This window comes from Tractidigestivibacter scatoligenes (assembly GCF_001494635.1).
In the GTDB taxonomy this organism is placed as follows: domain Bacteria; phylum Actinomycetota; class Coriobacteriia; order Coriobacteriales; family Atopobiaceae; genus Tractidigestivibacter; species Tractidigestivibacter scatoligenes.
This window is the reverse complement of record NZ_LOJF01000001.1, coordinates 724,076-748,333: the sequence shown is the minus strand read 5'-3', so window position 1 is coordinate 748,333 and position 24,258 is coordinate 724,076. Positions and strand designations below refer to the sequence as shown.

Here is a 24,258-nt window from a genome sequence, read left to right as displayed (position 1 = left end):
AGGAGTGTCAGACCGCTACCGCCACATCAAGCTTATAGCCCAATGCCCTAACCACCTTCTGGACCGTGGCGAAAGACGGATTGCCCGAAGGAGATAGCGCCTTGTAGAGGCCATCTCGCGTGATGCCTGTCTCATTGGCGAGCTGAGTCATGCCTCGCGCGCGAGCAACGTCACCGAGCGCCGCAGACACAAGGGATGGGTCACCGTCTTCGAGCGCTGCGTTAAGGTAGGCGACAATGTCCTCGTCCGTATCCAGAAACTCTGCCGCCTCGTAAGCGGCTGCCTTCTTCGCTTCCATTGCTTGCCCCCTCGATCTACTCGTACTCCTTGTTGAGCTGTTTGGCCTTGGCGTCGGCATCCCGCAGCTTCCTGAGCCACCTTGAGAACTCGTCTGTCCTAGTTATCTCCAACATGGATGAATTGTATACTGTGGTATACGCCTTTACAAGAGCCCGCTAGTTTTGTGGCGCACGCAATCACGCAGCGCGGCACTGCTCTCCCCAGACGCGCTCTGCGATGCGGCGGACCAGGGCGATCTTTGCCCACTGGTCGTCCTCGGTGAGGACGTTGCCCTCTTCGGTCGAGGAGAAGCCGCACTGCGTGGAGAGGCGCAGGTGGTCGAGCGGCACGTACTTCTCGACCTCGTGGATGCGCGCGATGACGGAGTCCTCGTCCTCCAGCTCGGGGAACTTGGACGTCACCAGGCCCAGGACCACAACTTGGTCACGGATGTGGCGCAGCGGCTCAAAGTCGCCCGCGCGGTCGGAGTCGTACTCGAGGAAGAACCCGTCGTAGTTGGCGTGCGAGAAGAGCGTCTCAGCGATCGGCTCGTAGCCACCCGAGGAGAACCAGGTCGATCGGAAGTTGCCACGGCAGATGTGCGTCGTGATGGTCATGTCCGCCGGCTTTGCCTCGAGCGCGCGGTTGATGGTCTCCACATAGCGCCTGGCCACGGCGTCGATGTCGATGCCCTGCGCCTCATAGGCGGCGCGCTTGTCCGCGTCGCAGAACTCTCCCCAGCTTGTGTCGTCAAACTGCAGGTAGCGGCAGCCTTCGTCGTAGAAGGCCTTGATGGCGTGCTGGTACGCCACGGCGATGTCCTCAAAGAGGCGCTCGTCGCCGTCCGACCCCGCGTAGCGGTCGATGGGCCGGTACGTGGCCTTGCCGCGCACGCAGGGAATGAGGTGCAGCATGGAGGGCGCGGGGATGGTCAGCTTTGTGGGGTAGCCGTCCGCTATTTTCTGGAGGCGACGGAAATGCTCAATGAACGGGTGATCCGGCCCAAAGTCGACCTTGCCCGTGAAGCGCAGCTGCGCGCCCTTGGGCTTGGAGCCCTTGAACTCCACGGACCAGGTGTCGGCAGAGATCTCCTCCACGCCGTCGAGCGCGGCGAGAAAGTCCAGGTGCCACATGGCGCGACGGAACTCGCCGTCGGTAACGGCGCGCAGGCCGGCGGCCTTCTCCTTTTGCACGAGCTCGGCGATGCACTCGTCCTCGACAGCCGTGAGCTGGGCCTGGTCGATCTTTCCGGCCGCATACTCGGCGCGGGCCTTCTTCAGGCGCTCCGGCCTGAGGAAGCTTCCAACAATGTCGTAGGCGTAGGGCGGCTGCTTAAGCGTGGAGGCGGACATGGTTGCTCCTTGTCACGAGGGATGGTTGCAAATTTGTTCTCCATCCATGATGGCAGAGGGGCGGGGCATGAGAGCGTATCTATCTTCTATCGCGTTCCATAGCCTGTGGCTATAGTGTTGGGCGATATAGCAGGCCAGCCAATCGAAACCTGCGGCTTAATAGAAGCCTGGCGACAAGGGTCAAGCCATCTACCTGCGGTTCTTCTCGACACACCTTGTCCGAGACTGCTATTAAGCCGCAGGTTTTCCTGAGCCACCCCAACCGCCAGCCACCCGCAGCCGTCCACCAGCCAGAAGCTGCGCAGCCGCCGCCTCGCGACCGACTAGGATTGCCTCAACCCACGCGAGGAGGCAGACATGGCAGCGTTCGATCGTGTACCCAGCGGCATCGACGGCCTGGACGAGGTGCTCGACTCCATCCGCCTGGGCGACAACGTGGTCTGGCAGGTCAGCTCGCTCGACGAGTTCCGCCCCATTGCAGACGCCTTTGTCGGCCGCTCGGTGGCAGACGGCAGAAACGTTATCTACCTGCGCTTTGCTTCTCACAGACGAATCATCGCCCGCGGCACGCCGGGCGTAGTCGAGGTCGACCTCGACCCCAGGAAGGGCTTCGAGACCTTCACCATGCAGGTGCACGACGTGATCACGCGCGAGGGGCCCGAGGCGTTCTACGTGTTTGACAGCCTGTCCGACCTGCAGGTTGCGTGGTCCGCCGACCTCACCATGGGGAACTTCTTCCGCCTCACCTGCCCGTACCTGTTCTCGCTCGACACGGTGGCGTACTTCCCCATCATCAAGGGCGACCACTCCTTTGCCGCCATCGCAAAGATCCACGACACGACGCAGGTCCTCATCGACGTCTCGCCGGACGAGGGCGGCCTCTTCATCCACCCCCTCAAGGTCTGGCGCCGCTACTCCCCCACCATGTTTCTCGCGCATCGCCTCGACCTTGCCACGGGAGAGGTGCGCGCCCTCACCTCGGGCGTCGACACCAGCCGCTTCTACGCGCGCATGAGCGATGAGATGAGCGGCGCCGCCGATCGCGACATAGACTCCTGGGACCGGTTCTTCTTGCAGGCGCGCGCCAGCTACCAGCACGGCGAGGACATGCGGCGCGCCTGTCGCAAGATGTGCAACATGATGATGACGAGAGACCCGCGCATGCGCGCGCTTGTGCAAAAGTACTTCTCGCCCACCGACTACTTTGACGTGCGGCGGCGCATGGTGGGGACCGGCATGGTTGGCGGCAAGTCCTGCGGCATGCTTTTGTCGCGCAAGATTGTCGAGAAGAACCTGCCCGAGGTCGTTGGCCTGCTGGAGCCGCACGACTCGTTCTACGTGGGCACGGACGTCTTCTATACGTTCATTGTAGAAAACGACCTGTGGCCGCTGCGCATCGCGCAACGCGGCGACGGCTACCTGCGCGTGGCGGATTCTTTGGCGCAGGGCATCGAGAATGGAACCTTCCCGCCCGAGATTGAGCAGGGCTTCCGTCGCGTCCTGGACTACTTTGGCCAGGTTCCCATCATTGTGCGATCGTCCAGCTGCCTTGAGGATGCGTTTGGGAACGCCTTCGCCGGCAAGTACGACTCGGTGTTCTTGCCCAACGTGGGTGACCCCGAGCAGCGGCTTCGCGAGTTCGAGCGCGCCGTCAAGCGCGTGTACGCGTCGACCATGAACCCCTCGGCGTTGGAATACCGCCGACGCAACGGGCTGGACACGGCCGAGGAGGAGATGGCACTTCTCGTGCAGCGCGTGAGCGGCTCTCGCTATGGCGACGCGTACTTCATGCCCACGGCCGCGGGCATTGGCTATTCTCGCAGCGCATACCGATGGCTTCCGGACATGGACCCCTCCGCCGGCATGCTTAGGCTGGTGATGGGCCTTGGCACAAAGGCGGTGGACCGCACCGAGCGTGACTACCCGCGGCTTGTGAGCCTGGACAGGCCAACCGCCACCACGATGGTCGCGGACGCGGACCGGCACCGCTTCTGCCAGCGCGGATGCGACCTTATCGACCTCGCGGGCAGCGCATTTGCCGAGAAGCCCTGCACAGACATTGCGCCCCTCATGCCGGCGTCGGTGCGACCCATGGTGATGGAGCACGACCGCGAGGCCGAGCGCATGCTGCGCGAGCGCGGTCAGCGGCGAGAGGTGACGTTTGCCTCGTGCGCGGGGCTTGCGGGCGACCGGCGCTTCACCACGGCCATGCGCAAGATCCTTCGCGCGCTGCAGGAGGCGTACGACTACGCCGTCGACATCGAGTTCACCGTGAACGTAGACAGGGCAAGCGGCGAGGGGGCCGAGCCGCGCTTTGTGATCAACCTGCTGCAATGCCGGCCGCTGCAGTCCTTCAAGGGCACGGGTTCGGTCGAGGTGCCAGCCGCGTCTGGGCCGGTGCTGCTCCGCGCTGCCGAGGACACCATGGGCGCCTCGATGCAGGCAAGCGTCGACTTTGTCTGTGTGGTCGATGCCGCAGGTTATCGGGCATGTCCGCACGGCAAGCGGCCGGGCGTTGCACGCGCTGTTGGCGAGGCCGCGCGCAAGGTGCGTGAGGTGACGGGCGCAACCGCAGTGCTTCTTGTGCCCGGCCGGATTGGTACCTCGTCCCCTGACCTGGGCGTACCCGTCACCTTTGCCGAGATAGCCGCCTTCCGGGCGATTGTCGAATACGCCGATGCCGCCCACGGGTTCTCCCCCGAGCTGTCGTATGGCAGCCACATGTTCCAGGACCTCGTCGAGCAGGACATCCTCTATTGCGCGGCGCTCGAGCGCGGAGCGACCGTCTTCGACCGCAGCGTGCTTTGCGACCTGCCACAGGTGGGGCTCGATGCCGCTGCGGCAGACCCCGACATCGCGGCATGCATTCGCCTGTACGACGCGCGCGGGCGTGGCCTGGGGCTGTGGCACGACCTCATGAGCGGAAAGACGCTCATGGCGTTTGCGTGAGAGGGGCGGGCAGTGCAACGCACACTTCTTGGCTATTGAGAAGCGCCCGAACTACGCACGGTCGCAGGTGCGACTAACAAAAGCCCAGCACTACACAAACCCTAGCCACGAGTTTCGAGCCGTTCGATACTTGGGGTACCCCCGAAAAAACATAGCCCAACCGTCGATCTGCGCCATCCGGCACCCGGCGGATGCCCGGGCAGCCCCCAGGCCTGCCCACCATGCAGCCCCCTGCGCGCTGTCGGGCAGTTTTCGGACATAATCCGTGCTAGCACGGCCCCAAAACGTCCGAAGACAGCCCGACGGCGCCGGGGGGGGCGAAGCGGGCTGCCGCGCGCGGCAGACCCAGGCAGCCGGCAGAACTCAACCTACCTACCCCCACACACCGGTCCAAGCTCCCCAATAATCCGCAACAGCTCGTCGATGGACTCCACCCGTCCGTGCTCAGCCCACGTCGTGAGCACGCTCAGCGTGAGTCCGGTCCTCACGGCCAGAAAGTAATCGCTATGCTCCATCCAATACGAGAATGACTGCACAGGAGCTCTCGGTGGAAGGGGCATGAGGATGCGAATGCCGTCCACGTCATGTTTGTACGTGCCTTGCCGCACGTGGCTAGCAACGCTGCCGCTAACGCACTGCCCGCTGGTTCACAATGCCAAGAACGTCGACGACCTCTTCGCCATCGTTACCCTTCTCGCCACGCTCATAGAGCACGTCATAACCTTCAGCTACCACTTTGAGGCAGGCAGAGCCATATGCATGTCTAAGCGAGGGTTCCACCAGGGACGAACCCACTCCCGGAAAGCCCTGTACGAGCGCGAGCTTCTTCCATACGGACTCCTCGACCCGTTTATCAAGCCCGGCGAGAGACTCGAGGAACTCCTCGGAGAACCTAAGCCGCGCCACGGGAGGCCCGCTTATCCGCAACGGCAGCCTTCGCCGCCTCGATACCTTCCACATACAGGCCGGTGGCAATATCCGCGCGACCACGGTCTATTGCATCGGAGACACGCTGCGCATAGAGCGCTCGTTCAACGGCATCGTCCACTTCCCGTTGGAAAACCTCCTCAGAGCAAAACACGTAGGCACCGTTGCCATTCTCCGTAATCCTCACGAGTCGTTCGCGGGCAGCCTGCTTCACTTCGCGCGGATGATCACGCAACGCAGTCGCAGAATAGATGGCATCCATGTGATTCCTCCCATGATGTGTCCAGTTATGTACATGATAATGCACATGATTAGAAGGTACAGGCGAAGTACGATACGTTACTCCGCAGAATCTGTCATAGGCATGCCACAGCGCCTAAGCTGTGCGATGAGGTTCGTAAGAATGATTTCCCATGCGGTAAGCGCATGCCGGAAGCAGGCTAGCCTTGTAATGTTGGCAATAATGCCCACGCTTGCCGCCTTTACTCAACCGCAACTGACTCAGTTATGACTGAGTAAACCGAACCTACTGATATGAGTCCCAGCACGAAAACGGCGTGACCCACACCACGGTGTGAGTTGGGAGACTAGAGGCAGCGCACCCTCGCGCACTACTCCTGCGAGCTGCGCAGCCGGCGCACTTTACGCGAGAGCTCGGCCAGCTCCCCCTGCGTCAGCTGGTCCAGGTGCTCCAGCTTGTCCAGGTACAGGGCCAAGCTCTCGTTGCGCCGTGCCAGCATGAGCTCGTTGCAGTAGCTGACCACCGCCGCCGTGAGCACCGCCACGAACAGAATCCCCACCACGCTAAGCGCCACCACAATCGCGCGGCCAACGGCGCTTGTGACGGTGATGTCCCCGTAACCGATGGTCGTGACTGCCTGGAAGCAGCACCACAGCGCGTCGCCAATCCAGACCTGCTCCTTGCCCTTTGTGTAACGGTTCGAGTTCACCTGGTCAGAGGTGAGGCTGATGCTGCCGAGAGTGTCGAGGCTCACCCCAGCGGAGAGACTGAACGAGTAGATGTCCCCACCCATGAGGACGTCGTCGTTCTCGGCGGTACCCTGGTTGAGGCCGTCCAGGCGTGCGGCACCCAGGGCGAAGGGTGCCAGGGTCGGACGGTATCGGCCATCCTGGTCCGAGTCCTTGAAGGCGGTCTCGGTGATGTGGGAGGCATCCTTGCCAAGAGCCTTGCGGTAGTAGTCGGAGACGACGAAATCGTCCTGGGACGTGTCATAGTACACGTAGCAGTAGCCAAAGTTGGCGTACTCCGCGTTGGAGCTGCCACCGCAGTCCCAGCCGGCAATGATGAGGGCCGTAGCCGCGGCGGTCGAGGTCGCCGCCGGCCAGGGTGACCACCGGGGCCATCATGAGCTGCATTCGGTCGGTGGGGTCATCTTTGCTGTTGCGGATCTCGGCAAGTTCATGTTCTGTGACATAGTAGGACGCCTGGCCGCAGTCCACCCACTCCTGGGTGTGGCTCCGAGAGCTGTCGGGCTGCAGGTCCCACATGTCGATGCAGGCGAGGCGCTCGCCGTTCTCGTCCTTGTAGCAGCCCGTGTAGCAGAAGACCTCACCCACGCCGTCGCCATCCACATCCGCAGCGGCCACTTCGAAGTAGGCATCGTACTCCTGCAGGTAGCTGGCCCGGAGGTATGCCAGCTCATCAGAGTAATTGCTCGCCTGGATCTGGCTTTCGTTGACCGTGGGGCGAGGCTCGCGACCTCCGTACGGTTCCCCTCGGGGTCAAGCGAGAATACCTTTACCGCAAAAGCGCCGCTCGGCTGCTGGTTGCCGACCATGGTGTAGTACTGGCTTCCATAGGCGCGCAGCTCGACGACGTGGTCCTTGTAGCCGCTGCCGAGGTCTGCCGAGACGCTGGTGGCATACTTGCCACTGAATCCGTTGTTGGTAGACCCCTTGATGACGTCATTCTCGTTGTCGCTGAGCGGCGAGTAGTAGCTAACGCCCTTCTCAATCATATCCACGGCCGTCCCAGGATTGCTGCTCGTACCGTAGAGCTCGTTGATAGGCCAGAATAAATAAGCTCCGCCCATCCCTCAATAGTCGTCAGAGATCGTGGTGTAGCCAACCAGACCTTCCGCGCTCGTATTGGCATCGCAGAGCTGATTGAGCTTCCTCCTGAGCGTATATACATTTTTTCTGGCGCCGTTGGCGGCCATGTAGACCTCATCGTCGCTCAGCAGGGTGGTGCTCACGTTCTTGTCGCTGCCATAGGGTGCATAGGTGCCGGCATCACCAGTGTCGTCCGAGACGGTGAGGCCAAGGGCCGAGTATGCATCGGTGCTCAGCTGATTACTCTCCGAGTAGGGACCGGGGTTCAGCTCGTCGTTTGCCAACGCCGTCATGGGCAGGGCGGCAAATGCGAGCACCGCCGCGACCGCACCGGATACGACGGGCAGCCACCGCGTGCGTGTGAGACGCGTTGTCATGGTCGCTCCAATCCTAGGAGGTCTACCTGCTTGGTTGATTCTTTCTGCAGACTAGAGACGTCAAGCTTTTAGGTGATTTTCAACGGCATACAGGCAACGCGCGTCGTCCCAAAGTATGAGGCGTCCGGGACTTGAGGCGATTGCGGCGAGCAGGTGGACGGACCGGGCACGACGTCTAGAGCGGTGCGGCTTTATCACACGATCAGTGTTCAATTTGGCTTGTATAAAAAATCGGAGGTCCTAAAAAGGGCCTCCGATCTGCGTGTATGGTGGGCGTTAGAAGATTTGAACTTCTGACCTCTTCCCCATCAAGCTCGAGGCGACTCGCCGCGCCCATGCTCACACCCGAAAGTTTTTCGTGCTCAGACCCGAAATCTTTAGGCGCCCAACCCGCAAATCCGAGGCTATCAAACACACTTCTGGACATGCTCTGCCAGTCGTGGGTCGAAACCCCGAGTGGTGGTGGGATGCGCTCATTGGTGAGGCGACCCACTGTATAGGGAGCTTGAGGTCATCTAGCTACAGTGACGAGTGCTAAGGAAAGCCCTTTTGACCGAAACGGCCGGGAGGGCTTCCATTCGATGGGACATGATGGGACAATGTCCTATCATTATTAGGACATGTCCTAACAATGGTCTATAATGCGTCCAAGATGACCATCGCATCGAAAGGCGAAGAATGCCGAAGCGGCGAGAGATTCCGTCCAGGGAGACCATAGAGGTCGAGTTCAAAAGCGAGTTCAAGAGAAGCCCGAATGGAGCTCTAAAGCCCAGTAGGTTGCCTGACGGAGAGCTCGTGGACACGGTGGTCGCGCTCAGCAACACCAACGGCGGGGAGATATACCTCGGCGTTGAGGATGACGGCGAGCCCACGGGGGTTTACAAAGACCATCGCGACGTCACGCAGCTCGCAGCGCTCATCGCCAACAAGACGGTGCCGCCCGTTCCGGCGCGCGTCTCGACCCTCTTCCTCGCATCCGATGGATCCGTCGATGACGCCGGCAAGCAGGTGACGCTCGTGGAAGTCCCGAGGTCGATGGCAATCGTCTCGTCCTCCGAGGGCAAGATCATGCGCCGAAGGCTCAAAGCCGACGGCACGCCTGAGAGCGTCCCCCTCTATCCCTACGAGATCATCACCAGGCTCTCCACGCTGGGCCAACTCGACTACTCTGCATTCCCGGTGCCCGACACCACCATCGACGACTTCAGCCCGGAGGAGCTGAAGCGCCTGCGCGATATTCTGGCTCGAAACCGTAACAGTGACCAGGCGCTTTTGGAGTTACCCGACGAGGAGATCCTGAGCGCCCTCCGCATGACGACGCTCACCGACGGCAAGGTCACACCGACGGTTACGGGCATCCTGCTCGCGGGCAGGGCAGAGGTCATAGCCCGCACCATACCGACCTCGGCCGCCACCTTCCAGGTGCTTGCGGGCACGGAGGTGCGCGTCAACCAGGATTTCGAGCAGCCGCTCCTCTACACCATCGAGAAGATGCGCGAGATGCTCGACCCCTGGAACCCAGAGCGGGAGTTTGAGGACGGCCTCTTCAGGCAGTCGGTGCCCGAGTTCGACAGGAGAGCTTTCCGCGAGGCGCTCGTCAACGCCTTTGGACACCGCGACTATGCCGCCTTGGGGCGCGTGCGTGTGCTCATAGACGACGAGGGGCTCACCATCGCAAACCCCGGCGGGTTCATCGAAGGGGTCACCATCGAGAACCTGCTCACCGTCGAGCCCCACGGGCGAAACGAGTGCCTGATGAACGCTCTCAAGCGCATTGGCCTCGCCGAGAAGACCGGACGCGGTGTCGACCGCATCTTCGAGGGATCCCTGTACTACGGAAGACCCCTGCCCGATTACACCGGAAGCACGTCGGCTAACGTAAGCGTCTTCATTGCGCGGAGCGCGCCAGACGAGCTGTTCATGCGGATGATCAACGAAGAGCAGCAGAAGACCGGCGAGCAGCTGTCGCTCAGGTCACTGCTCGTGCTCGACGCGCTCAAGCAGCAGAGGCGGCTTACGGTCGCAGACCTGTCCGCGCAACTCCACGTCACTGATGCGGCGGCGCGTGCGACGGTGGAAGCGCTGCTCGAGGCCGGGCTCGTCGAGGCTCGCGGGAGCTCGACCGCACGCTCGTACATGCTCAGCGGAAAGGTTTACTCGCAATCGGGCAAGGAGGCCGGATACGTTCGGCAGTCCGACATAGACAAAATCCGCTATCCGGAGCTCATCATGAAGCTGGCCGAGAGGCAAGGCGGGTCTGTCGCGACGCGCGACGTGGAGAATCTACTGCACCTGCACCGGAAGCAAGCGTACAGGACCCTGGTCAAGCTCGTCGAGGATGGCAGTCTCGTGCTTGTTGGTCGAGGCGGAGGTGCCCACTACGAGATTACGGAAAAGGGCTGGGAGAGAATAGGACACTGATAGACATGATGGGACAATAGTCCATCAGGTTAGGACATGTCCTATTCGCGTCCAATCGTCGTCCTATGCTATCGTGATGTACCCTGGCGTGCTGGCCGTGTCGATGCGGAAGTACGTGTACGCCGTCTTGTTGGTGGCCCACACGGTGCCGTTTCCGCTCACAAGTGACGTGGAGCACGAGTAGAAGCACTGAGATCCCGTGAGGCCGCTCGAAGGAAGCGTCCAGGTCGAGTCGGCATAAATCGTCTCCAGAGAAAAGCAGATGGAGAACATCTGGTCGGCACTCGCCATGCCGGACAGGTTCTCGAAACCCCGCACCTCGGTGCAGTTTGCGAACGCGTTGAACCAGTAGCTGCAGTTCTAGATTACCAATCCGGCGATGGTCGAGTCGATGTAGACCTTCTTCACCAGCAGCTTGATGGAGTCGTAGGATCTCGCGCTCGCGGAGGAGTAGCCCGCCGGGTCGATCTCGAAGACCTGCACGATACGCCCGTCGGTTACGGAGGTCCGCCACTCGTAGTAGTTGATCTCCAGCGTGCCGTCGTCTAGCAGCAGCGCCCGAATCTTGTAGCCCACGTCCCACTCGGGCGCCAGTATCGCGGCTGCCGTGTCGCCGGGCTGGTAGAGGCCCGTTCTGCCCGCGTATGGCATCGGCTATATCCGAGTAAAGTGGCAGAGATTTTGAGACAGGCGGACCCTCGCTCTTCCGAATCTCTGTCCTTTGTTACCCTTGCATCCTAGCCTACGCGACCTCCGCTATGCCGCCGGAGTACCACGTTGACGGGGTCGCGTAGCCCAGCGACTGGTGGGGCCTCGTCGTGTTGTATTCGCCTACGAACCCCCGGATCATGCCCTCGAGCTGCGCCGGCGTCTCGTACTCCGCGTTCCTGAGGCGCTCGCTCTTGAGCGTCCCGGACCACCTCTCCATCAGCACGTTGTCGGCCCAGCGCGCCACGCATCGCAAGATTCGGAGGGGAGGTCAACGCGGTATCTCAAAGACGCCAACCACATCATTCGTTGCTTCCCAGGCATCTTTTTTCTTCAAGCCGATCCTTTCAAAACAGACATCGAAATGTCTTCACGATGATTGCGCAGTACTCTTACGCTGCACGCGAGTAGAAATACTCGTAAATCTCCGACCTGTACGTCTGTATTGAATCATCCGGATAGCTGGCAGGTAGCTGCTTGTACAGCTCGTTGCGGATCAGTGTGTCCACCTCGGCGCGCGTCTCGGGCTTCTCGGTCCAGTGGGTCATGCTGGCGAGGCTTTCCTGAATCTTGTCCACGAGATCCCGCGCAAGCTCCTTCACCTGGACTATCTCGGCCTTGGTGAGCGAGTCCTTGTAGAGCATGTCGAACACGGCAAGCTGCCGCTCGTCGGAGAAGCCCTCCCGCACGTACCGCCTCTGCTCATCGTCCAGGTCCTCCGAGAGCTTCATAAGCTTCTCGAAAGTCGCCTCGATAGATGCGCGGTCTTGCTCTCTGTTGTATTCCTCGATAATCGTCTGGTAGCGATTGTAGAAATCAGACCTCATAGGGTTCACCTTGAGCGCCTTGATAAGCCTCTCCTCGATAACGCCTCTAAGATCACCCACGAGCAGGTTTTTCTGCTTGACCTTGGAGAACTCATTGTGCAGCAGGTCGAAGTCAATCTTGGAGATGTCGAAGCGCCTGTCCCTGTCGTCGTCGGACTTTTTCACTGAGATATGCTCGTCGATGATCTGCTGCAGGCTGACCATGATATCCGTCGTGTCGGCAGTGTCGCGACGCTTGGTAAGCTGCCTGTAGATGGCATCGATTGCATCCCGGCGCGCCCAGTCATCCCGACCCACGTCGCCGCGCTCGACGAACTTGAACATCCTGAATAGCTCGCGGGCCATGATGCCAAAACGCTTGCGCGCCTCATCATTCCCAGCCACGGCGTCGGCACCGTCCTTCACCTTGGCGAGCCTGTCGAAGTCGTCTGCGGAGAGCAGGCCAGACAGGTTGAAGCCCCTCTCGGCAAGGAACGCCTCGATCTCCGAAAGGAGGGCCATTATCCTCTCCACGAGCTCGTCCTTGTCCATCACGGGGTCGCTGCCCGCGCCCTGCGCCGGGTCGCGCGTGTAGTCTGCGAGTGCCTTCCTCAGGGCCTTCACGACGCCTATGTAGTCGACGATGAGGCCATTGCTCTTGCCCTCGGACACGCGGTTGGCGCGGGCGATGGCCTGCATGAGCGTGTGGGCCTTCATGGGTTTGTCGAAGTACATGACCCCCAGCGGCTTCACATCGAAGCCCGTGAGCCACATTGCGCACACGAAGACGACCCTGAACGGGTTGTCGGGGTCGCGGAACTCCTTGTCGAGCTCGCGGTCCTTCATCTTCTTGCGGTGTGGTCTAATGTCAATCCCCCACTTCGCGAAGGTGGAAACCTCGTTCTGTTCCTCGCTTATCACGAGACACATCTCGGTATCGCGCATCCACTCAATCTTGCGTCGTCGTTCCTGAGCCTCTTGCTGGCTGTCCCTCCTCAGGGCACGCTCCTGCTCCTCTATTTCCTCAGCCCAGTACTTCTGCACCAGGACGTGCATGCGTGCAGCGGTGACCTTGTCCACACTAATGAACATGGCCTTGCCGCACTCCCAGATTCCCGAGTAATGCTTCACGAAGTCGCGGGCGATTCTGTCGAGGCGCTTCTCGGAGGTGATCACGTGATACTCGCGCGAGAGGTCGTGCTCCAGCTTCTCCCGCTGGTCTTCGTCGACGTCCGCGGCCTCCACAGCCTCGGCGAGCTCGTCGTTCATCTCAGGGTTCTCGATGTCGAGCAGGTCGCTGCGGTTCTCGTAGAAAAGCGGCACAGTCGCACCGTCCTCGACCGCCGTTGCGAAGTCGTACACGGAAACGTACCCGCCGAACGTGCGCTCTGTGATGTTGTCGTAGGAGAAGAGCGGGGTTCCCGTGAAGCCTAGGCGCGACGCAGTCGGCAGCATGCGGACCATGTTTGCAGCAAACTTGCCGTTGTTGGTCCGGTGCGCCTCGTCCGAGAGGATGACGATGTCGTAGTCGGGCTCGATGGGCTCCGCGGCCGGGTCGTTGAACTTCTGGATGAGCGTGAACACGAAGCTCGGGTTGCCCTTGAGCCGGCGGCGTAGGTCCTCGCCGCTCGTGGCGATGTAAGCCGAGGCGTCCGTGCCCGAAAGGAGCCCACATCCGGCGAAGGTACCCGCTATCTGCTTGTCGAGTTCGTCTCTGTCGGTAACAACGACAAAGGTTGGCGAGCCCTCGAACTTGCGCCTCACCTTCTGCGCGAAGAACACCATCGAGTAGCTCTTGCCAGAGCCCTGCGTGTGCCAGAACACGCCGAGTTTCCCGTCGCGCAGCTCGCGCTGGCGGTACGACTCTATGGCCTGGTTGACCCCCAGGTACTGGTGGTTGCGCGCCAGAATCTTGGCGGTCTTGGGCCCCGAGTGGTCGAAGAGGATGAAGTTCTCGAAGAGGTCCATGAACGCGGCCTTGTTGCACATGCCCAGGAGCATCGTGTCGAGGTCGACGGCGCCGGGCTCGCCCTCCGCCAGGCGCTTCCACTCGCCGAAGAACTCGTACTTGGACCCCAGCGTGCCCACCCTCGCCTCGAGCCCGTTGGAGAGCATGGCGAAGGCGTTAAAGTAGAAGAGCTGCGGGATGGTGTCCTGGTAGTCGGAGTAGTTGTCCTCGTAGGCGCGCCGCACATCCCTGTCGTGCCGCTTGAACTCCACGAACAGGAGGGGGATGCCATTGACGAAGCCCATGAGGTCGGGGCGCCTGTGGTACACGCCGTCGGCGCTGTAGACCCACATCTCCTCGACGGCCATGAAGCGGTTTGCCTCGGGATGGTCGAAGTCGAAGACCTGCGCGTACTCGATGTAAGTGGTGCCGTCCTCGCGTGGCATCTCCACGGGGATGCCGTCGCGCAGCATCCGGTACTTCTTCTCGTTGGTCTGAAGGAGCGAGTCGGTGCTGAGGGTACCCATGAGCGTGTCTATGGCCTCCGCGCACCGGTTCTCGTCCAGCCACTCGTTGAGCTCTATCAGCGCGTACTCGAGCTGCGGGCGCAGCACCACCTCGCTGTAGGAGCTGCGACCCATCGTGCTCTGCTCGCCGACGCGCTCGTCGTCGTAGGCGTAGATAAGCTCCCAGCCGAGCCTCTTAAGCCTCTCACCCGCGGGCTTCTGTACCGCCTCTTCTTCTGAGTACCTGCCGGCCATGCGTCACCACACCCCTAAGAAACTTCCCGGTATTCCGGGCTGTATGGAATAGCCCTGTTCACTTCGCAATCATGTCGGAGCGCGATCTCATACAGCGCTATGCGGGAAAGCATGTACAACTCCTCGTCGCTGTCATTGTCCAGGTCCATCGAGACGTACCTGCGGAACACGGGCTCGAGCTCGCGAAGCTTCAGACGACCCCACGCTGCATCGCTCGGTCCGCTGTGCCCCGCGAGATAGCCAAGCTTCTCGAGTTGATAGTCATATCCGTCGAGCTCGTCGCATGTGCAGTCGGCGTATATGAGGTGCTCGAACAGAATCCAGTCCGTATCGTTGTCCGCAACTCCCGCATGCCCCACGCCGTTCCGATCCATGTCGCGCAGAACGTTCAGCTGAAGCCCCAGGGCAAATCTCCACGCGTTCTTGTATCGCTCAGACGCAGCCCTGTTGCCGGCATTCGTCGGCTCGAATGCCATGACCCTCTCGGCAAAGTCGTAAACAAAGTCGTTGTTCGACCCAAAGCGCTCGATTTCAACGTTCTTGAGGCGTTCTATGTAGTCGATTTCCGACTCGTCCGCACCGCAACCCGGAACCGGCGTATTGCGATATTCTTCAATCCTTCTCTCCTGGTATCGCTCTAGAGCCGCCCCAATCTTTCTGAGCAGGCTGTAGCGGTACTTGATGTGGGCGAACACCTGGTCCATGTGCACGCAGACGTCCTCACCCCAGCTGTTCGACTCGTTTACGAAGGCATGCCCGTGCAAATCGCAATGCCAATGGTCTTCGAGGAACGTTCCGCCCACCCATGTGAGATAGGGGCATGTGACGATATCCGTCTCGTGATACATCCCCTTATAACGGTTTGTCTCCATGGGATGCACCGCGCAGAGTGAGCGCAGGAACTCAAAGTACTTCTTGTCGGTGCCTTTGCCGTTATCTCCCAGCTGGTGGAACGCTTCCGTCCTGGCATCCTCTACAGTTAAATCGACGCCGAAGATACGAGCCAGCATGTCGACGCTGTCGAGCACCACAGACGTGTTGTTGATGAAGTTGATGAAGTCGAAGGCGCTGCGATAATTTTGCTCACCAAGAGTCTGATCGTTCAAATACTCAACGGTGTCGCGGATGCGATGCACACATGCGCAGATGCAGTCCCATGCGGGCACGCCCCGGTATTTCTTCTTAGCAAATGCCTTCTCGACGAATGAGACCTGCTCGGTAATGTGCTCCTGGGCGTCGATGGCCTCGCTGAAGTCCTCGATGAGCTGAGGATCCAGATGAATCTTGTACCTCTTCCTCTCGCTCATCACAATGCCTCGATCTCGCCCGACATGAGTTTGGGGAGAAGGCGGTTTCGAGCCTCGTCGGCATAGAAAACCTTTTGTTTAAGTAGTCTCATATTGTGATAGATTTGCTGAGCAATACTCTCAAAGGTATTTAGACATTCATCAGTTGGAACTATCACTTCAAGCTCATTTATTTGTGATGGGTATACATGCGGCTGAGCAGAGCCACGTTGCAGATGCTTAAAACCTCGGCCAAGTACTTTCACAGACAGATAGATGAAATAGATTGATGACGTCATCGATGAGTCAACATAAGAACAATCAGATGCCCAGATATCACTCTCGTGTAATGCAGTATATCCCGCATTAGCACCTGAACCACTGACTGTGATTACTGGAGCCTTCGTGTTAGCGGTATCATGGCGGTAAGCAGCCGCCAGCCCTCCCGCTATCACAGGGATGTCACCATCTCGCGTTTGTTTGGCAGTAATGACCTTCCCACGCCTAAACTCAACAAGTTCAATCAGCTTTGTTCTCTGCCATCCCTTCGGTAACCCACTGATATATTCAGCGTTCTCATACCCAGGGAACCGCAGGTCGACGAACCACTCCTTGTAGAGCCGCTGCGCCGCTTCCTCGAGCAAGGCAATCTGCTTGCGGTTGTTCTCGATAAGATTGTCGTATGCCATCAGGATGGATGCGATGCGTCGTTGGGCTTCCATACTCGGCATGTCGACTGGCAAGTTCCTGATGGTGGGCATGTTCACGTGGGAGACAGTTGCCCCGTTCGCGTTGCTCAGAAGGCGATGGCGCTGCCTTGGCGCGTTCAGGTAGTAGTTGAGGAACCAGGGGTCTACCTTCTTCTGGTCGGGCCGAATGAGCACGGTTCTCTGACCAAGGCACACCCATTGTCCCTCCCGAATGATTCCGACGTTTCCAGCAGGCGCTTCACGGGCGAGTATCAGGTCCATGGGCTGCGGAACTGCACGTGCGTTTCGTATGTCGTATGTCTCCTTCGACACACGGTGTACATCGGTTAAATCGAGATAGCCTGGCCCGATGTTGGGCGTGCGGATGAGGGGGTAACCTTCGCCTTCATCCGGCGCCGTGGAATGCGGGCAGTCAACAATCAGCTCGCACAGCTTGTTTAACGGTGTGCTCATAGCCCAAGCTCCTCGAAGTTGCGAGTTATAGTAGCCATGAGCTCGTCGCTCTCGGCTTGGAGCCTCAACAGCTCGGAGTGGATCTCGCCCATGCGCTCGTGGAAGTCGACCCCGTCATCCTCTACTGGCGGCACACCCACGTGTGCCCCCGGCGTGAGGCTCCAGTTCTTCTCCTCGATTTCCGAGCGCGTCGCAACCTTGCACAGCCCAGCAACGTCCTCATACTCACCAGCGTCGAACTTCTCGGTGAGCCAGAGGGCTTCGTCGACAATTGTCAGCTGCTCTTCCAGCCCTGCAATGCGCTCGTCGAATGCGGCACGGACTTTCTTGCGCTCGTTACGTTTCGCAGCTTCAACAGCATCCTTCGCCTCGTCTTTCACTTCGGAGATAAACGTGGCTAGAGTCTCCTTTGCGCCTGCAAGGTCATCGATTCCAGAGACCTTCGCCAGCGCTGACCCCGCCTCACCGCCAATTAAATCCCCGGCTTCGCGTATCGCACTGCAATAATCGTCTATCAGCTCCTGGTACTTCGCGGTCTCTCCACGGTAGAGCCAGACGATCGCGGTAAGGTTCTTCAGCTGCCACGGACTCCACTCGTTGTGGGTCGTGTCTATGGCGGTATGGTAGTTCTGAGCATCGATGAAGAGCACCTTGTCCTTCAGCTCTTCCGGTTTTCCCTTGTCGAGGAACCACAGCGTGCAGGGAAGGCTCTTAGTGTAGAAGAAGTTGTTGCCCACGTAGAGCATCACGTCGACGTGGCCGCTCTTCACCAGCTTCTCGCGGAGCGCCCGGTCGGGTTGAGGTAGCTGTAGAAGTAGTTGATCCACAGGTAGTTTCCGTTGGAGAACTCGCCCTTCTTGTTGATGCTCGAGAGCCCCAGCGGCATGCGGCCTGCGCTCTGCGCGTCATCGGCTTTCACCTTATCCACGTTGAAGGGCGGGTTTGCGGCGACGTAGTCGCACTTGCCGTCGAGCGAGTGGGCGTCGTGGTAGAAGGTGTTCGCAGCGTCGCCCGAGACGATCTTGCCGTTCATGCCGTGCACCGCCATGTTCATGAGGCAGAGCTTGGCGTTGTACTCCACCTTCTCCTGACCGTAGTAGGTCATGGACTCGGCGGGATTCCCGCCGTGATCGCGCACGTAGTCGCTCGCGGAGACGAACATGCCACCCGAGCCGCAGGCGGGATCGAGCATCACGCCGCGTTCGGGCTCTATGACGTTCATGATCATGCGGACCAGCGACTTCGGCGTGAAGAATACCCCATCGTCCGAGGCCACCGCAGGGGCGAACTTCCCCAGGAAGTACTCGTAGATGCGACCGATAATGTCGTCGCCGTCCTCGTCGAGAGCAGGGTTGTTGAAGATTCGCAGGGTCTCGGCGAGGAGATCGTCTCCGAGTTCGGTGTAGTTGTTCGGGAGGACACCGGCAAGCTGCTTGTTTTCCGCCTCTATAGACGCCATAGCCTCGTCGACCCTCTTGCCAAGATTCTTCTCGCCCTTGGGCAGGTTCAGGAGGTAGTCGTAGCGCGCCTTCTCGGGGAGATACATCGCACCGCGTTTGGTGTAGTCGGCAGGCTCGATGGGAATCGGCCTGCCTGTTGCTTTCGCCCGCTCTTCATGAATGGCCTTGTCGGCTGCCTTGAAGCGGCCCCACGCGTATCGCAGAAAGATGAGACCGAGGACCGGCATGCAGTACTGCTGGCTCGTGAGCTTGGAGTTAGCGCGGAGGTTGTCCGCTGCCTCCCAGAGCTCCTTCTCTAGTTTCCGGATGTCGGCCATTACTTGTTTCCCTTCGTCAGCTCGTCGATCATGCACATGCGCGAGAAGGCGCTGAAGCTTATCCTGCGCAGCGCCGCCTCTTCAGCAGCCGCCTCTTTGAAGTTCACGGGGATACGTATTGCGATGGTCGTCATCCCACCGCCAGCGAGACACTCTAGCAGCTCCATCTCGGTGGCGCCCAAGCTAACGAATTCTGAGCACTTCACAAAATGCCCCCGCTCAGTCAGGCTGAATACATAATGAATACATTCTAGCAACAGCCGTATCGCAGCCTATCAGCTATCCGACCATCTGCGTTTCTAATCAGCCCTAAGCAAGCAGCCTGTCTCGTGCGTACACGCCCGAGACAGCGCTTGTCGGCGCCTGGCTAGCCCCGGATTCCGGCGAAGCGAATCCGGGGCCGCGCCGCACCTATCCGGAGCGAGGGTCACATATCCACGTGCGCACCGGCTACGCTCCTCCAAGCGGGGGATGCCCCGCGCCCCTGGGATTCGCGGGCTTTCTCGCTCGCAGGGAAGATCGGAGCAGCATGGAACGATGCACGCGAAGGATATACGTGCGGGGTCACCGACGCCGACCTCGCCCGCGCCAAGGCGCTGGCAGGGGGACGGGGCTCTCGGTGTCCGACCTCGTCCGGCTGCTCCTGCAGCTGCAGGCGGACGACGTCTCCGCACAGCGCGCCGACGTGCTCGACGCGCTGACGCAGGCAAGGGGCCCCTCGACTCGGTACGCCGGGCCGCCGGGCCGCTTGCCTCCAGCGTGCGCTCCGTCGCAGAGTCGCGGATCCTCTTCCTCTAGGGGCCGCGATGCAGACCTTGAAGCCCATATCCGGCCACACCTCCTGCGCCGGGATATACAGGTACCTCACCAAGAACGGCAGAGCGCTTGCGCGCGACTTCCTCAACATCGACGCGCCGCAGGAGGAAGGCTTCGACTGGGCAGCCGTCATGGACGAGACCCGCCATGCCTACCGCAACGACACGCCCTGGGGCGGCAGGCCCGCTCGGACCTACAAGCACTACGTGATCTCGCCCGATCCCGGCGACGCCGCCCCCCTCGAGAGACTGCACTGCCTTGCCGTCGCCTGGGTACGGGAGGACTTCCCCGACTACAAGGTGGCCATCGTCTACCACGACGACAACGCGGGCCGCATCCCGCACGCGGTCGAGTTCAGAAGCGTGCTCTCCGCCATCAGCGTCGAGGTCGCAGACAACTCCGTGAAGGCGACACGCCGAGACTGGGTCTACTCGATGGAAGGCCACCCGATGTGGCGCATTGCCAGTGGATTCCGATAATAACAAAGCCTCCCGAAGGAGGCTGTAACGTTTGGTCGCGGGGGCTGGATTTGAACCAACGACCTTTTGGGTTATGAACGAGTCAAGCTGGAGGCTCCACAAGTTCTCCCTCGTCTACCTCGTCTGGATACACTGCGTTGAGCAGGCGTTTTGTGTTTTTTCGCGTCTCCAACGGTCTGTAGGAGTCTGCTTCTTCTGCATCTCCAACCTCGTTTTGGTGGTCATTTGGTGGTCACTTTAGCGGTCACAATGCCGGTCAGAAACGGCTGTTGAAAACCGAGTGGAAGGAAGTGGAGATGCAGAACCTTACCTACGCCAGCCGTAGTCTGAGGAGACGGAGAAACAGTGACCGATGGGAGGCGGTCCTCTCGCACACAGACCCGTAACGGGCGAGGTCGTGAGGACGTTCCACACGGTCGAGGGCAAGACGCGCCGGCAGGCGGAGCGCAGGCGAGACGCGCTTACCAGGCGCACCCTCGACATGCTGCGCCTCGCGCGGGCGGGCGCCGTGCGCATCGCCAACGAGCTCGCATTCCCCTTCGGCGACCCCTGCATACCGGGAACGCAAGAGGAGAAGAGCGGGCCCTACAACCCCACGCAACTCGGTAAGGACTTCGCCGACCTCTGCTAGACGAACGGCTTCAAGGGCACCTCCCGCGACCTCGGGCACGCCTTCGCCACCATGGTGATCGCGGGCGGCTGCGACGCGAGGGCCGCGGCGAGCTGTATGGGGCACGCGAGCGTGAGCACGATGTTGGATATCCACGCCGGCGTAGACCCCGACGCGAAGTCGGCAGCGCCGGAGGTGGAGGGGAGCTTCGACGCCGACGTGACCTCGTCGGCACTCTAGGAGCCGCAGACGGCGACGACAGCTGCTGAGCCAAAGGATCTCACGTTCACCGGCCATGCTCGCCGAGGTCAAGCGAAGGGAGGCCGACCATGAGGGTGCTTAGGGTACTGCTGCGGTTGCTGAAGGCCATCGCATGCATCACGCTGCGCTGGATGTAGCCGCGCCGCCAGAGCCTACTCGAACCCGAGGTTCGACCTCCGTGGGCCTCTTTACCTGCGAGGACCTCGGACGGGCCAGCTTTACTCGAACCTACTTGGACCTACTTGGACCTACTTCCGTCCTCCCAGTCGATGCCGATGCGTCCGTCGACTACACCGCGCAGCCGAGACGGGACTTCGGACCAGACGTCTTGCGAAGCGAGTTTCTCACACGATTAGTATCCAATTCACCTTGAACAAAAAATCGGAGGTCCAAAAAAGGGCCTCCGATCTGCGTGTATGGTGGGCGTTAGAAGATTTGAACTTCTGACCTCTTCCGTGTCAGAACGCTTATATGGGGTATCCGCATCGTGCTCATTCATGCCAAATCGTGCCAAAAGGGCTGGTAGACAGGCCAGATGACCGTCCACCCAGTATCATTTCGTGTCGAGCTTAACCGGGTTGCGTGCACTCCGCGTGCACTCTTCGCGTGCACCCGCGTGCACTCGGGGCGGAGGGTAGCTTTTCGCATACATGGCCCCTCCACTTGCAGGTTCCGAACGCCGGGGAGCCGACGGGGGCGCCCGCAGCAGCGTGGCATGGAGGCAGGGGATGTACCAGGTAAAAGAAGACATCTGGTCCGAAGGGTCGCTGATAGACCTCGGCAACGGCCGCTGGAAGTGCCGATACTCCCGCACGGAAGACGGCAAGAGGCACCAGACCACCCGCAGCTTCCGAGCGTCGGGGAAGCGCGCCGCGAGGAGGAGGGCAGACGAGATACGAAAGGAGCTCGACGACGAGGTGCGCCGGCAGGAGCTCCCCCTAGGCATCACGAGGGAGGATATGTTCGTGCCCACCTTTCTCGAGCGTTACATTCGCTCGCTCGAGAGCGGGGCAGGAATCGCCCAGACCACCGCCGCGAACTACCGCCACTGCGCGAAGCACGTCTCGCGCTATCTGAGCGCCATGCGGATAGACGAGATCACCGGGGACACCATCCTCCAGATGCAGGCGGCGCTCCTCGAGGACGGGCTCTGCAACAACACGGTCGCCAAGGCACATCGCTTCCTCAAGCAGGCGCTCCAGTACGCGGCAGACAGCGGGATCATCGAGCGGAACCCCTTTACGAGGCGGATCAAGCCGCCGAAGCGCGAGGCGAGGGAGCCGAACGCCCTCGACGCCAATGGGCGTGAGAGGCTGCTGCTCGCACTCGACTCCATGCAGGACACCGAGGTGACGCTCGCGATAAGGCTGGGGCTCGCCTGCGGGCTGCGCAGGGAGGAGATGTGCGGCCTCAGGTGGAGGGACGTCGACCTCGACCACGGAGTCCTACGGGTGAGGGTCGCAGTCTGCCAGTGCGAGGGCAAGGCTGTGGTGAAGGAGCCCAAGACGCCAACGAGCCGGCGCGAGGTCCCGCTCGAGCCGGACCTGGCGTCGAGGCTCGCGAGGCGCAGGCGCCGCCTCGTCACGCTGAGTGGCGGAAGGCCAGAGGCAATAGAGGACCTCTACGTCCTGGGCGACTCCAGCGGCGCATTCTACTACCCAGACCGCCTCACGAAGGAGTTTGCCTCCATCGCGAAGATGCTCGACCTGGTGGGCACCACGGGGAGGAGGGTGACGCTGCACGACCTCAGGCACACCTATGCCACCTACCTCGTCGCCGCGGGCACCGACATCAAGACGGTGAGCTCGCTCATGGGTCACGCGAACGCGGCGATGACGCTCAACACCTACGCGAGCGCCGACCCGCACGCGAGGAGGTCCGCCGCCAGGACGATCGCCGAGCAGATGGCGGCAAGACCCGGCAGCGGACAGGACGAAGGGAGCGAGACGATGCTGCGCGTCGTGTAGCCGGGCGGTTGTGTCCCCTTTCTGGTGGGGAACGCACGGGAAGCCCGGGAAACGCAGCGCCCCGAGGCGACGGCCGCACACTTCGGCATGCGACGTAACGTCTCGGCATGGCACGGAATCTCGAAGGAGGAGGTACGCGAGATGGACAGGAAGCCGACGGGCCCCACGGAGAGGTCGCTTTCGGACACGTCGCCGCTCTGCGACAGGCCCGAATGGCTCGGGCCAAGGGACATCCAAGAGGTGTTCGGCGTCGGGAGGACGAAGAGCTACCAGCTGATCAATGCCCTCCCGCACATCCGTGTTGGCGGGCTCCTCAGGGTCAACAGGAGGACCGTGCAGAAGGAGCTCCTCGACAAGGGTAGGCTTCCGTAGATGTGAACGACAACTCGTACGTGTGACTAATCCATCGCGCAGAGTCATATTTCAATCGGAGAATCGCCGCGGGGACGCGTGACGCATCGGTCACGCGTCCCCGCTTCTCTTCAGAGAGCAGCGTTTCCGACACGCCGCTGCGCCGGGGACTGTGAGGGGTCCCCTGTCCTCGCGCCCCGTCGAAAACGCAAAGGGCAAGGGCATGACCTCCGGGCCCCCGTTGGGACCAAGGTAGCACAGGGGGCAAGCACCTCTTCCCGCCCCCTGGCGCCACGTCACCGCGGAGCCCGCAGCGCCACGCCCGCAAGGGCGCGGGCTCCGCGGTGACGTGGCTTGCTCCCTGGGCCCCAACGGGGGCAAAGGGAGCCCCCACGTCCTAGAGAGGGGTCAGCCATGACCACCACAAACGAGAGCCAGGCCGCAACGACCATGTCCGAGGAGGAGCTCAGCCAGACGGCGCTCGGGCTCTGCACGGACTACCTGCAGGGCAGGTGCTGGAGCGACGTCCACGCCGACGGCGGCCGCATCGTGGGCACGGACGGCGGTGAGGTCGTCCTCGTCACCGTCAGGGCGACGATGGAGCCGGGCTCCGAGGCCCTGCCGACGCTCGACCTCGCGGACGACGACGTGGCCGCCATGCGCCGCGCGTGCCTACTCTACCTCGCGGACCACGGCGACGTGGACGCAATCCGCCACGACGCCATATCCATCGCCATCACGGGAGAGCGCCGCGCGAAGCTGCGCCACCTCGTGGGGGTCTGGCAGTGGGCGGAGCGTATGTGACCTAGGACGTCAGGACGATAAAAACCGCTCACGGTCGGATAGGGGCCGCTCGGGGAATCCCGAGTGGCCCCAATCTCCTCCCGCCACGGCCGCAGCCAAGCCCTCCCGCGGCCGCCCTCCCCGCCGTCAGGAACACCTAACGA

At 61.2% G+C, this 24,258-nt stretch carries 23 protein-coding genes, 1 tRNA gene and 1 pseudogene; 9 read left to right on the top strand and 16 right to left on the bottom strand.

Going from position 1 to position 24,258, the window contains the following annotated elements; translation table 11 throughout:
- Positions 1–7: 7 nt before the first annotated feature.
- Positions 8–298, bottom strand: a complete 291-nt coding sequence (locus tag AUL39_RS03325; protein WP_059053581.1) for an addiction module antidote protein — start codon at positions 296–298, stop codon at positions 8–10.
- A gap of 178 nt (positions 299–476) precedes the next feature.
- Positions 477–1,631, bottom strand: coding sequence for a 5-methyltetrahydropteroyltriglutamate--homocysteine S-methyltransferase (locus AUL39_RS03320; protein WP_059053579.1), 1,155 nt, complete (start codon positions 1,629–1,631; stop codon positions 477–479).
- A gap of 357 nt (positions 1,632–1,988) precedes the next feature.
- Between AUL39_RS03320 and AUL39_RS03315 the strand changes: the two genes are divergently transcribed.
- Positions 1,989–4,580: a PEP/pyruvate-binding domain-containing protein gene (locus tag AUL39_RS03315; RefSeq protein WP_059053578.1), complete on the top strand. Its 2,592-nt coding sequence runs from the start codon at positions 1,989–1,991 to the stop codon at positions 4,578–4,580.
- Positions 4,581–5,207: 627 nt separating this feature from the next.
- Here AUL39_RS03315 and AUL39_RS03305 read toward each other — a convergent pair.
- The 4 genes from AUL39_RS03305 to AUL39_RS11040 form a co-directional block, all read right to left on the bottom strand.
- Positions 5,208–5,486 (bottom strand): hypothetical protein, encoded by a 279-nt coding sequence (locus AUL39_RS03305; protein WP_059053574.1) that lies wholly within the window; start codon positions 5,484–5,486, stop codon positions 5,208–5,210.
- Entirely contained in the window at positions 5,473–5,769 is a 297-nt protein-coding gene (locus AUL39_RS03300) for a hypothetical protein (protein ID WP_059053572.1), read from the bottom strand. The genes AUL39_RS03305 and AUL39_RS03300 overlap by 14 nt, the downstream gene beginning before the upstream one ends.
- A gap of 349 nt (positions 5,770–6,118) precedes the next feature.
- Complete coding sequence (locus AUL39_RS03295; protein ID WP_059053570.1) at positions 6,119–6,748, bottom strand: potassium channel family protein; 630 nt, start codon at positions 6,746–6,748, stop codon at positions 6,119–6,121.
- Positions 6,738–7,115, bottom strand: coding sequence for a hypothetical protein (locus AUL39_RS11040; protein ID WP_160327014.1), 378 nt, complete (start codon positions 7,113–7,115; stop codon positions 6,738–6,740). The genes AUL39_RS03295 and AUL39_RS11040 overlap by 11 nt, the downstream gene beginning before the upstream one ends.
- A gap of 230 nt (positions 7,116–7,345) precedes the next feature.
- Between AUL39_RS11040 and AUL39_RS11195 the strand changes: the two genes are divergently transcribed.
- On the top strand, positions 7,346–7,546 hold the full coding sequence (locus AUL39_RS11195) for a hypothetical protein (RefSeq protein ID WP_160327013.1): 201 nt from the start codon (positions 7,346–7,348) through the stop codon (positions 7,544–7,546).
- A gap of 18 nt (positions 7,547–7,564) precedes the next feature.
- Here AUL39_RS11195 and AUL39_RS03285 read toward each other — a convergent pair whose 3' ends face one another.
- Together AUL39_RS03285 and AUL39_RS11035 are read right to left on the bottom strand one after the other, a co-directional pair.
- Positions 7,565–7,957 carry a hypothetical protein gene (locus tag AUL39_RS03285; RefSeq protein ID WP_059053566.1) on the bottom strand — a complete coding sequence of 131 codons (393 nt, stop codon included), beginning with the start codon at positions 7,955–7,957 and terminating at the stop codon, positions 7,565–7,567.
- 267 nt (positions 7,958–8,224) lie between these two features.
- Positions 8,225–8,304, bottom strand: a tRNA-OTHER gene (locus tag AUL39_RS11035).
- A 331-nt stretch (positions 8,305–8,635) separates the two neighbouring features.
- Between AUL39_RS11035 and AUL39_RS03280 the strand changes: the two genes are divergently transcribed.
- Positions 8,636–10,378, top strand: a complete 1,743-nt coding sequence (locus AUL39_RS03280) for an RNA-binding domain-containing protein (RefSeq protein WP_070807537.1) — start codon at positions 8,636–8,638, stop codon at positions 10,376–10,378.
- A gap of 63 nt (positions 10,379–10,441) precedes the next feature.
- On the opposite strand, the gene AUL39_RS11290 is transcribed toward AUL39_RS03280, so the two are convergent.
- The 8 genes and pseudogenes from AUL39_RS11290 to AUL39_RS03240 form a co-directional block, all read right to left on the bottom strand.
- Complete coding sequence (locus AUL39_RS11290; protein ID WP_059053564.1) at positions 10,442–10,669, bottom strand: hypothetical protein; 228 nt, start codon at positions 10,667–10,669, stop codon at positions 10,442–10,444.
- 69 nt (positions 10,670–10,738) lie between these two features.
- Positions 10,739–11,029 (bottom strand): hypothetical protein, encoded by a 291-nt coding sequence (locus AUL39_RS11285; protein ID WP_059053562.1) that lies wholly within the window; start codon positions 11,027–11,029, stop codon positions 10,739–10,741.
- 91 nt (positions 11,030–11,120) lie between these two features.
- Positions 11,121–11,333, bottom strand: a complete 213-nt coding sequence (locus AUL39_RS03265) for an integrase core domain-containing protein (RefSeq protein WP_059053560.1) — start codon at positions 11,331–11,333, stop codon at positions 11,121–11,123.
- Positions 11,334–11,478: 145 nt separating this feature from the next.
- A complete protein-coding gene (locus tag AUL39_RS03260; RefSeq protein WP_059053558.1) occupies positions 11,479–14,601 on the bottom strand; it encodes a type I restriction endonuclease subunit R in 3,123 nt (1,040 codons plus the stop codon).
- 14 nt (positions 14,602–14,615) lie between these two features.
- Positions 14,616–15,908 carry a hypothetical protein gene (locus AUL39_RS03255; RefSeq protein WP_059053555.1) on the bottom strand — a complete coding sequence of 431 codons (1,293 nt, stop codon included), beginning with the start codon at positions 15,906–15,908 and terminating at the stop codon, positions 14,616–14,618.
- Positions 15,908–17,050 carry a restriction endonuclease subunit S gene (locus AUL39_RS03250; RefSeq protein ID WP_059053552.1) on the bottom strand — a complete coding sequence of 381 codons (1,143 nt, stop codon included), beginning with the start codon at positions 17,048–17,050 and terminating at the stop codon, positions 15,908–15,910. The genes AUL39_RS03255 and AUL39_RS03250 overlap by 1 nt, the downstream gene beginning before the upstream one ends.
- Positions 17,047–18,827, bottom strand: a pseudogene (locus tag AUL39_RS11420) (type I restriction-modification system subunit M). The gene AUL39_RS03250 and the pseudogene AUL39_RS11420 overlap by 4 nt, the downstream one beginning before the upstream one ends.
- Positions 18,827–19,009, bottom strand: a complete 183-nt coding sequence (locus tag AUL39_RS03240) for a hypothetical protein (protein ID WP_201783904.1) — start codon at positions 19,007–19,009, stop codon at positions 18,827–18,829. The pseudogene AUL39_RS11420 and the gene AUL39_RS03240 overlap by 1 nt, the downstream one beginning before the upstream one ends.
- 624 nt (positions 19,010–19,633) lie before the next feature.
- Here AUL39_RS03240 and AUL39_RS03235 point away from each other — a divergent pair.
- The 6 genes from AUL39_RS03235 to AUL39_RS03210 all read left to right on the top strand — a co-directional run bounded on the left by AUL39_RS03235 (position 19,634) and on the right by AUL39_RS03210 (position 24,115).
- On the top strand, positions 19,634–20,122 hold the full coding sequence (locus AUL39_RS03235; RefSeq protein ID WP_059053547.1) for a hypothetical protein: 489 nt from the start codon (positions 19,634–19,636) through the stop codon (positions 20,120–20,122).
- A 397-nt stretch (positions 20,123–20,519) separates the two neighbouring features.
- Complete coding sequence (locus AUL39_RS03225; RefSeq protein ID WP_153001546.1) at positions 20,520–20,753, top strand: hypothetical protein; 234 nt, start codon at positions 20,520–20,522, stop codon at positions 20,751–20,753.
- Between the two features lie 51 nt (positions 20,754–20,804).
- Positions 20,805–20,972, top strand: coding sequence for a hypothetical protein (locus AUL39_RS11190; protein ID WP_160327012.1), 168 nt, complete (start codon positions 20,805–20,807; stop codon positions 20,970–20,972).
- 749 nt (positions 20,973–21,721) lie between these two features.
- Positions 21,722–22,960, top strand: a complete 1,239-nt coding sequence (locus AUL39_RS03220; protein ID WP_059053540.1) for a tyrosine-type recombinase/integrase — start codon at positions 21,722–21,724, stop codon at positions 22,958–22,960.
- Positions 22,961–23,101: 141 nt separating this feature from the next.
- Positions 23,102–23,332: a helix-turn-helix domain-containing protein gene (locus tag AUL39_RS03215; RefSeq protein ID WP_059053538.1), complete on the top strand. Its 231-nt coding sequence runs from the start codon at positions 23,102–23,104 to the stop codon at positions 23,330–23,332.
- 393 nt (positions 23,333–23,725) lie between these two features.
- Entirely contained in the window at positions 23,726–24,115 is a 390-nt protein-coding gene (locus tag AUL39_RS03210) for a hypothetical protein (protein ID WP_059053536.1), read from the top strand.
- Positions 24,116–24,258: the final 143 nt, after the last annotated feature.

What these genes read in the sequence shown, in the direction of transcription:
- AUL39_RS03285 (WP_059053566.1), bottom strand. Translation starts at nt 7,957, where the DNA reads ATGACAACGCGTCTCACACGCACGCGGTGGCTGCCCGTCGTATCCGGT.
- AUL39_RS03280 (WP_070807537.1), top strand. Translation starts at nt 8,636, where the DNA reads ATGCCGAAGCGGCGAGAGATTCCGTCCAGGGAGACCATAGAGGTCGAG.
- AUL39_RS03320 (WP_059053579.1), bottom strand. Translation starts at nt 1,631, where the DNA reads ATGTCCGCCTCCACGCTTAAGCAGCCGCCCTACGCCTACGACATTGTT.
- AUL39_RS11190 (WP_160327012.1), top strand. Translation starts at nt 20,805, where the DNA reads ATGGTGATCGCGGGCGGCTGCGACGCGAGGGCCGCGGCGAGCTGTATG.
- AUL39_RS11285 (WP_059053562.1), bottom strand. Translation starts at nt 11,029, where the DNA reads ATGCCATACGCGGGCAGAACGGGCCTCTACCAGCCCGGCGACACGGCA.
- AUL39_RS03315 (WP_059053578.1), top strand. Translation starts at nt 1,989, where the DNA reads ATGGCAGCGTTCGATCGTGTACCCAGCGGCATCGACGGCCTGGACGAG.
- AUL39_RS03215 (WP_059053538.1), top strand. Translation starts at nt 23,102, where the DNA reads ATGGACAGGAAGCCGACGGGCCCCACGGAGAGGTCGCTTTCGGACACG.
- AUL39_RS03325 (WP_059053581.1), bottom strand. Translation starts at nt 298, where the DNA reads ATGGAAGCGAAGAAGGCAGCCGCTTACGAGGCGGCAGAGTTTCTGGAT.
- AUL39_RS03220 (WP_059053540.1), top strand. Translation starts at nt 21,722, where the DNA reads ATGTACCAGGTAAAAGAAGACATCTGGTCCGAAGGGTCGCTGATAGAC.
- AUL39_RS03300 (WP_059053572.1), bottom strand. Translation starts at nt 5,769, where the DNA reads ATGGATGCCATCTATTCTGCGACTGCGTTGCGTGATCATCCGCGCGAA.
- AUL39_RS03210 (WP_059053536.1), top strand. Translation starts at nt 23,726, where the DNA reads ATGACCACCACAAACGAGAGCCAGGCCGCAACGACCATGTCCGAGGAG.
- AUL39_RS03250 (WP_059053552.1), bottom strand. Translation starts at nt 17,050, where the DNA reads ATGAGCACACCGTTAAACAAGCTGTGCGAGCTGATTGTTGACTGCCCG.
- AUL39_RS03255 (WP_059053555.1), bottom strand. Translation starts at nt 15,908, where the DNA reads ATGAGCGAGAGGAAGAGGTACAAGATTCATCTGGATCCTCAGCTCATC.
- AUL39_RS03260 (WP_059053558.1), bottom strand. Translation starts at nt 14,601, where the DNA reads ATGGCCGGCAGGTACTCAGAAGAAGAGGCGGTACAGAAGCCCGCGGGT.
- AUL39_RS03235 (WP_059053547.1), top strand. Translation starts at nt 19,634, where the DNA reads ATGCAGACCTTGAAGCCCATATCCGGCCACACCTCCTGCGCCGGGATA.
- AUL39_RS11290 (WP_059053564.1), bottom strand. Translation starts at nt 10,669, where the DNA reads ATGGCGAGTGCCGACCAGATGTTCTCCATCTGCTTTTCTCTGGAGACG.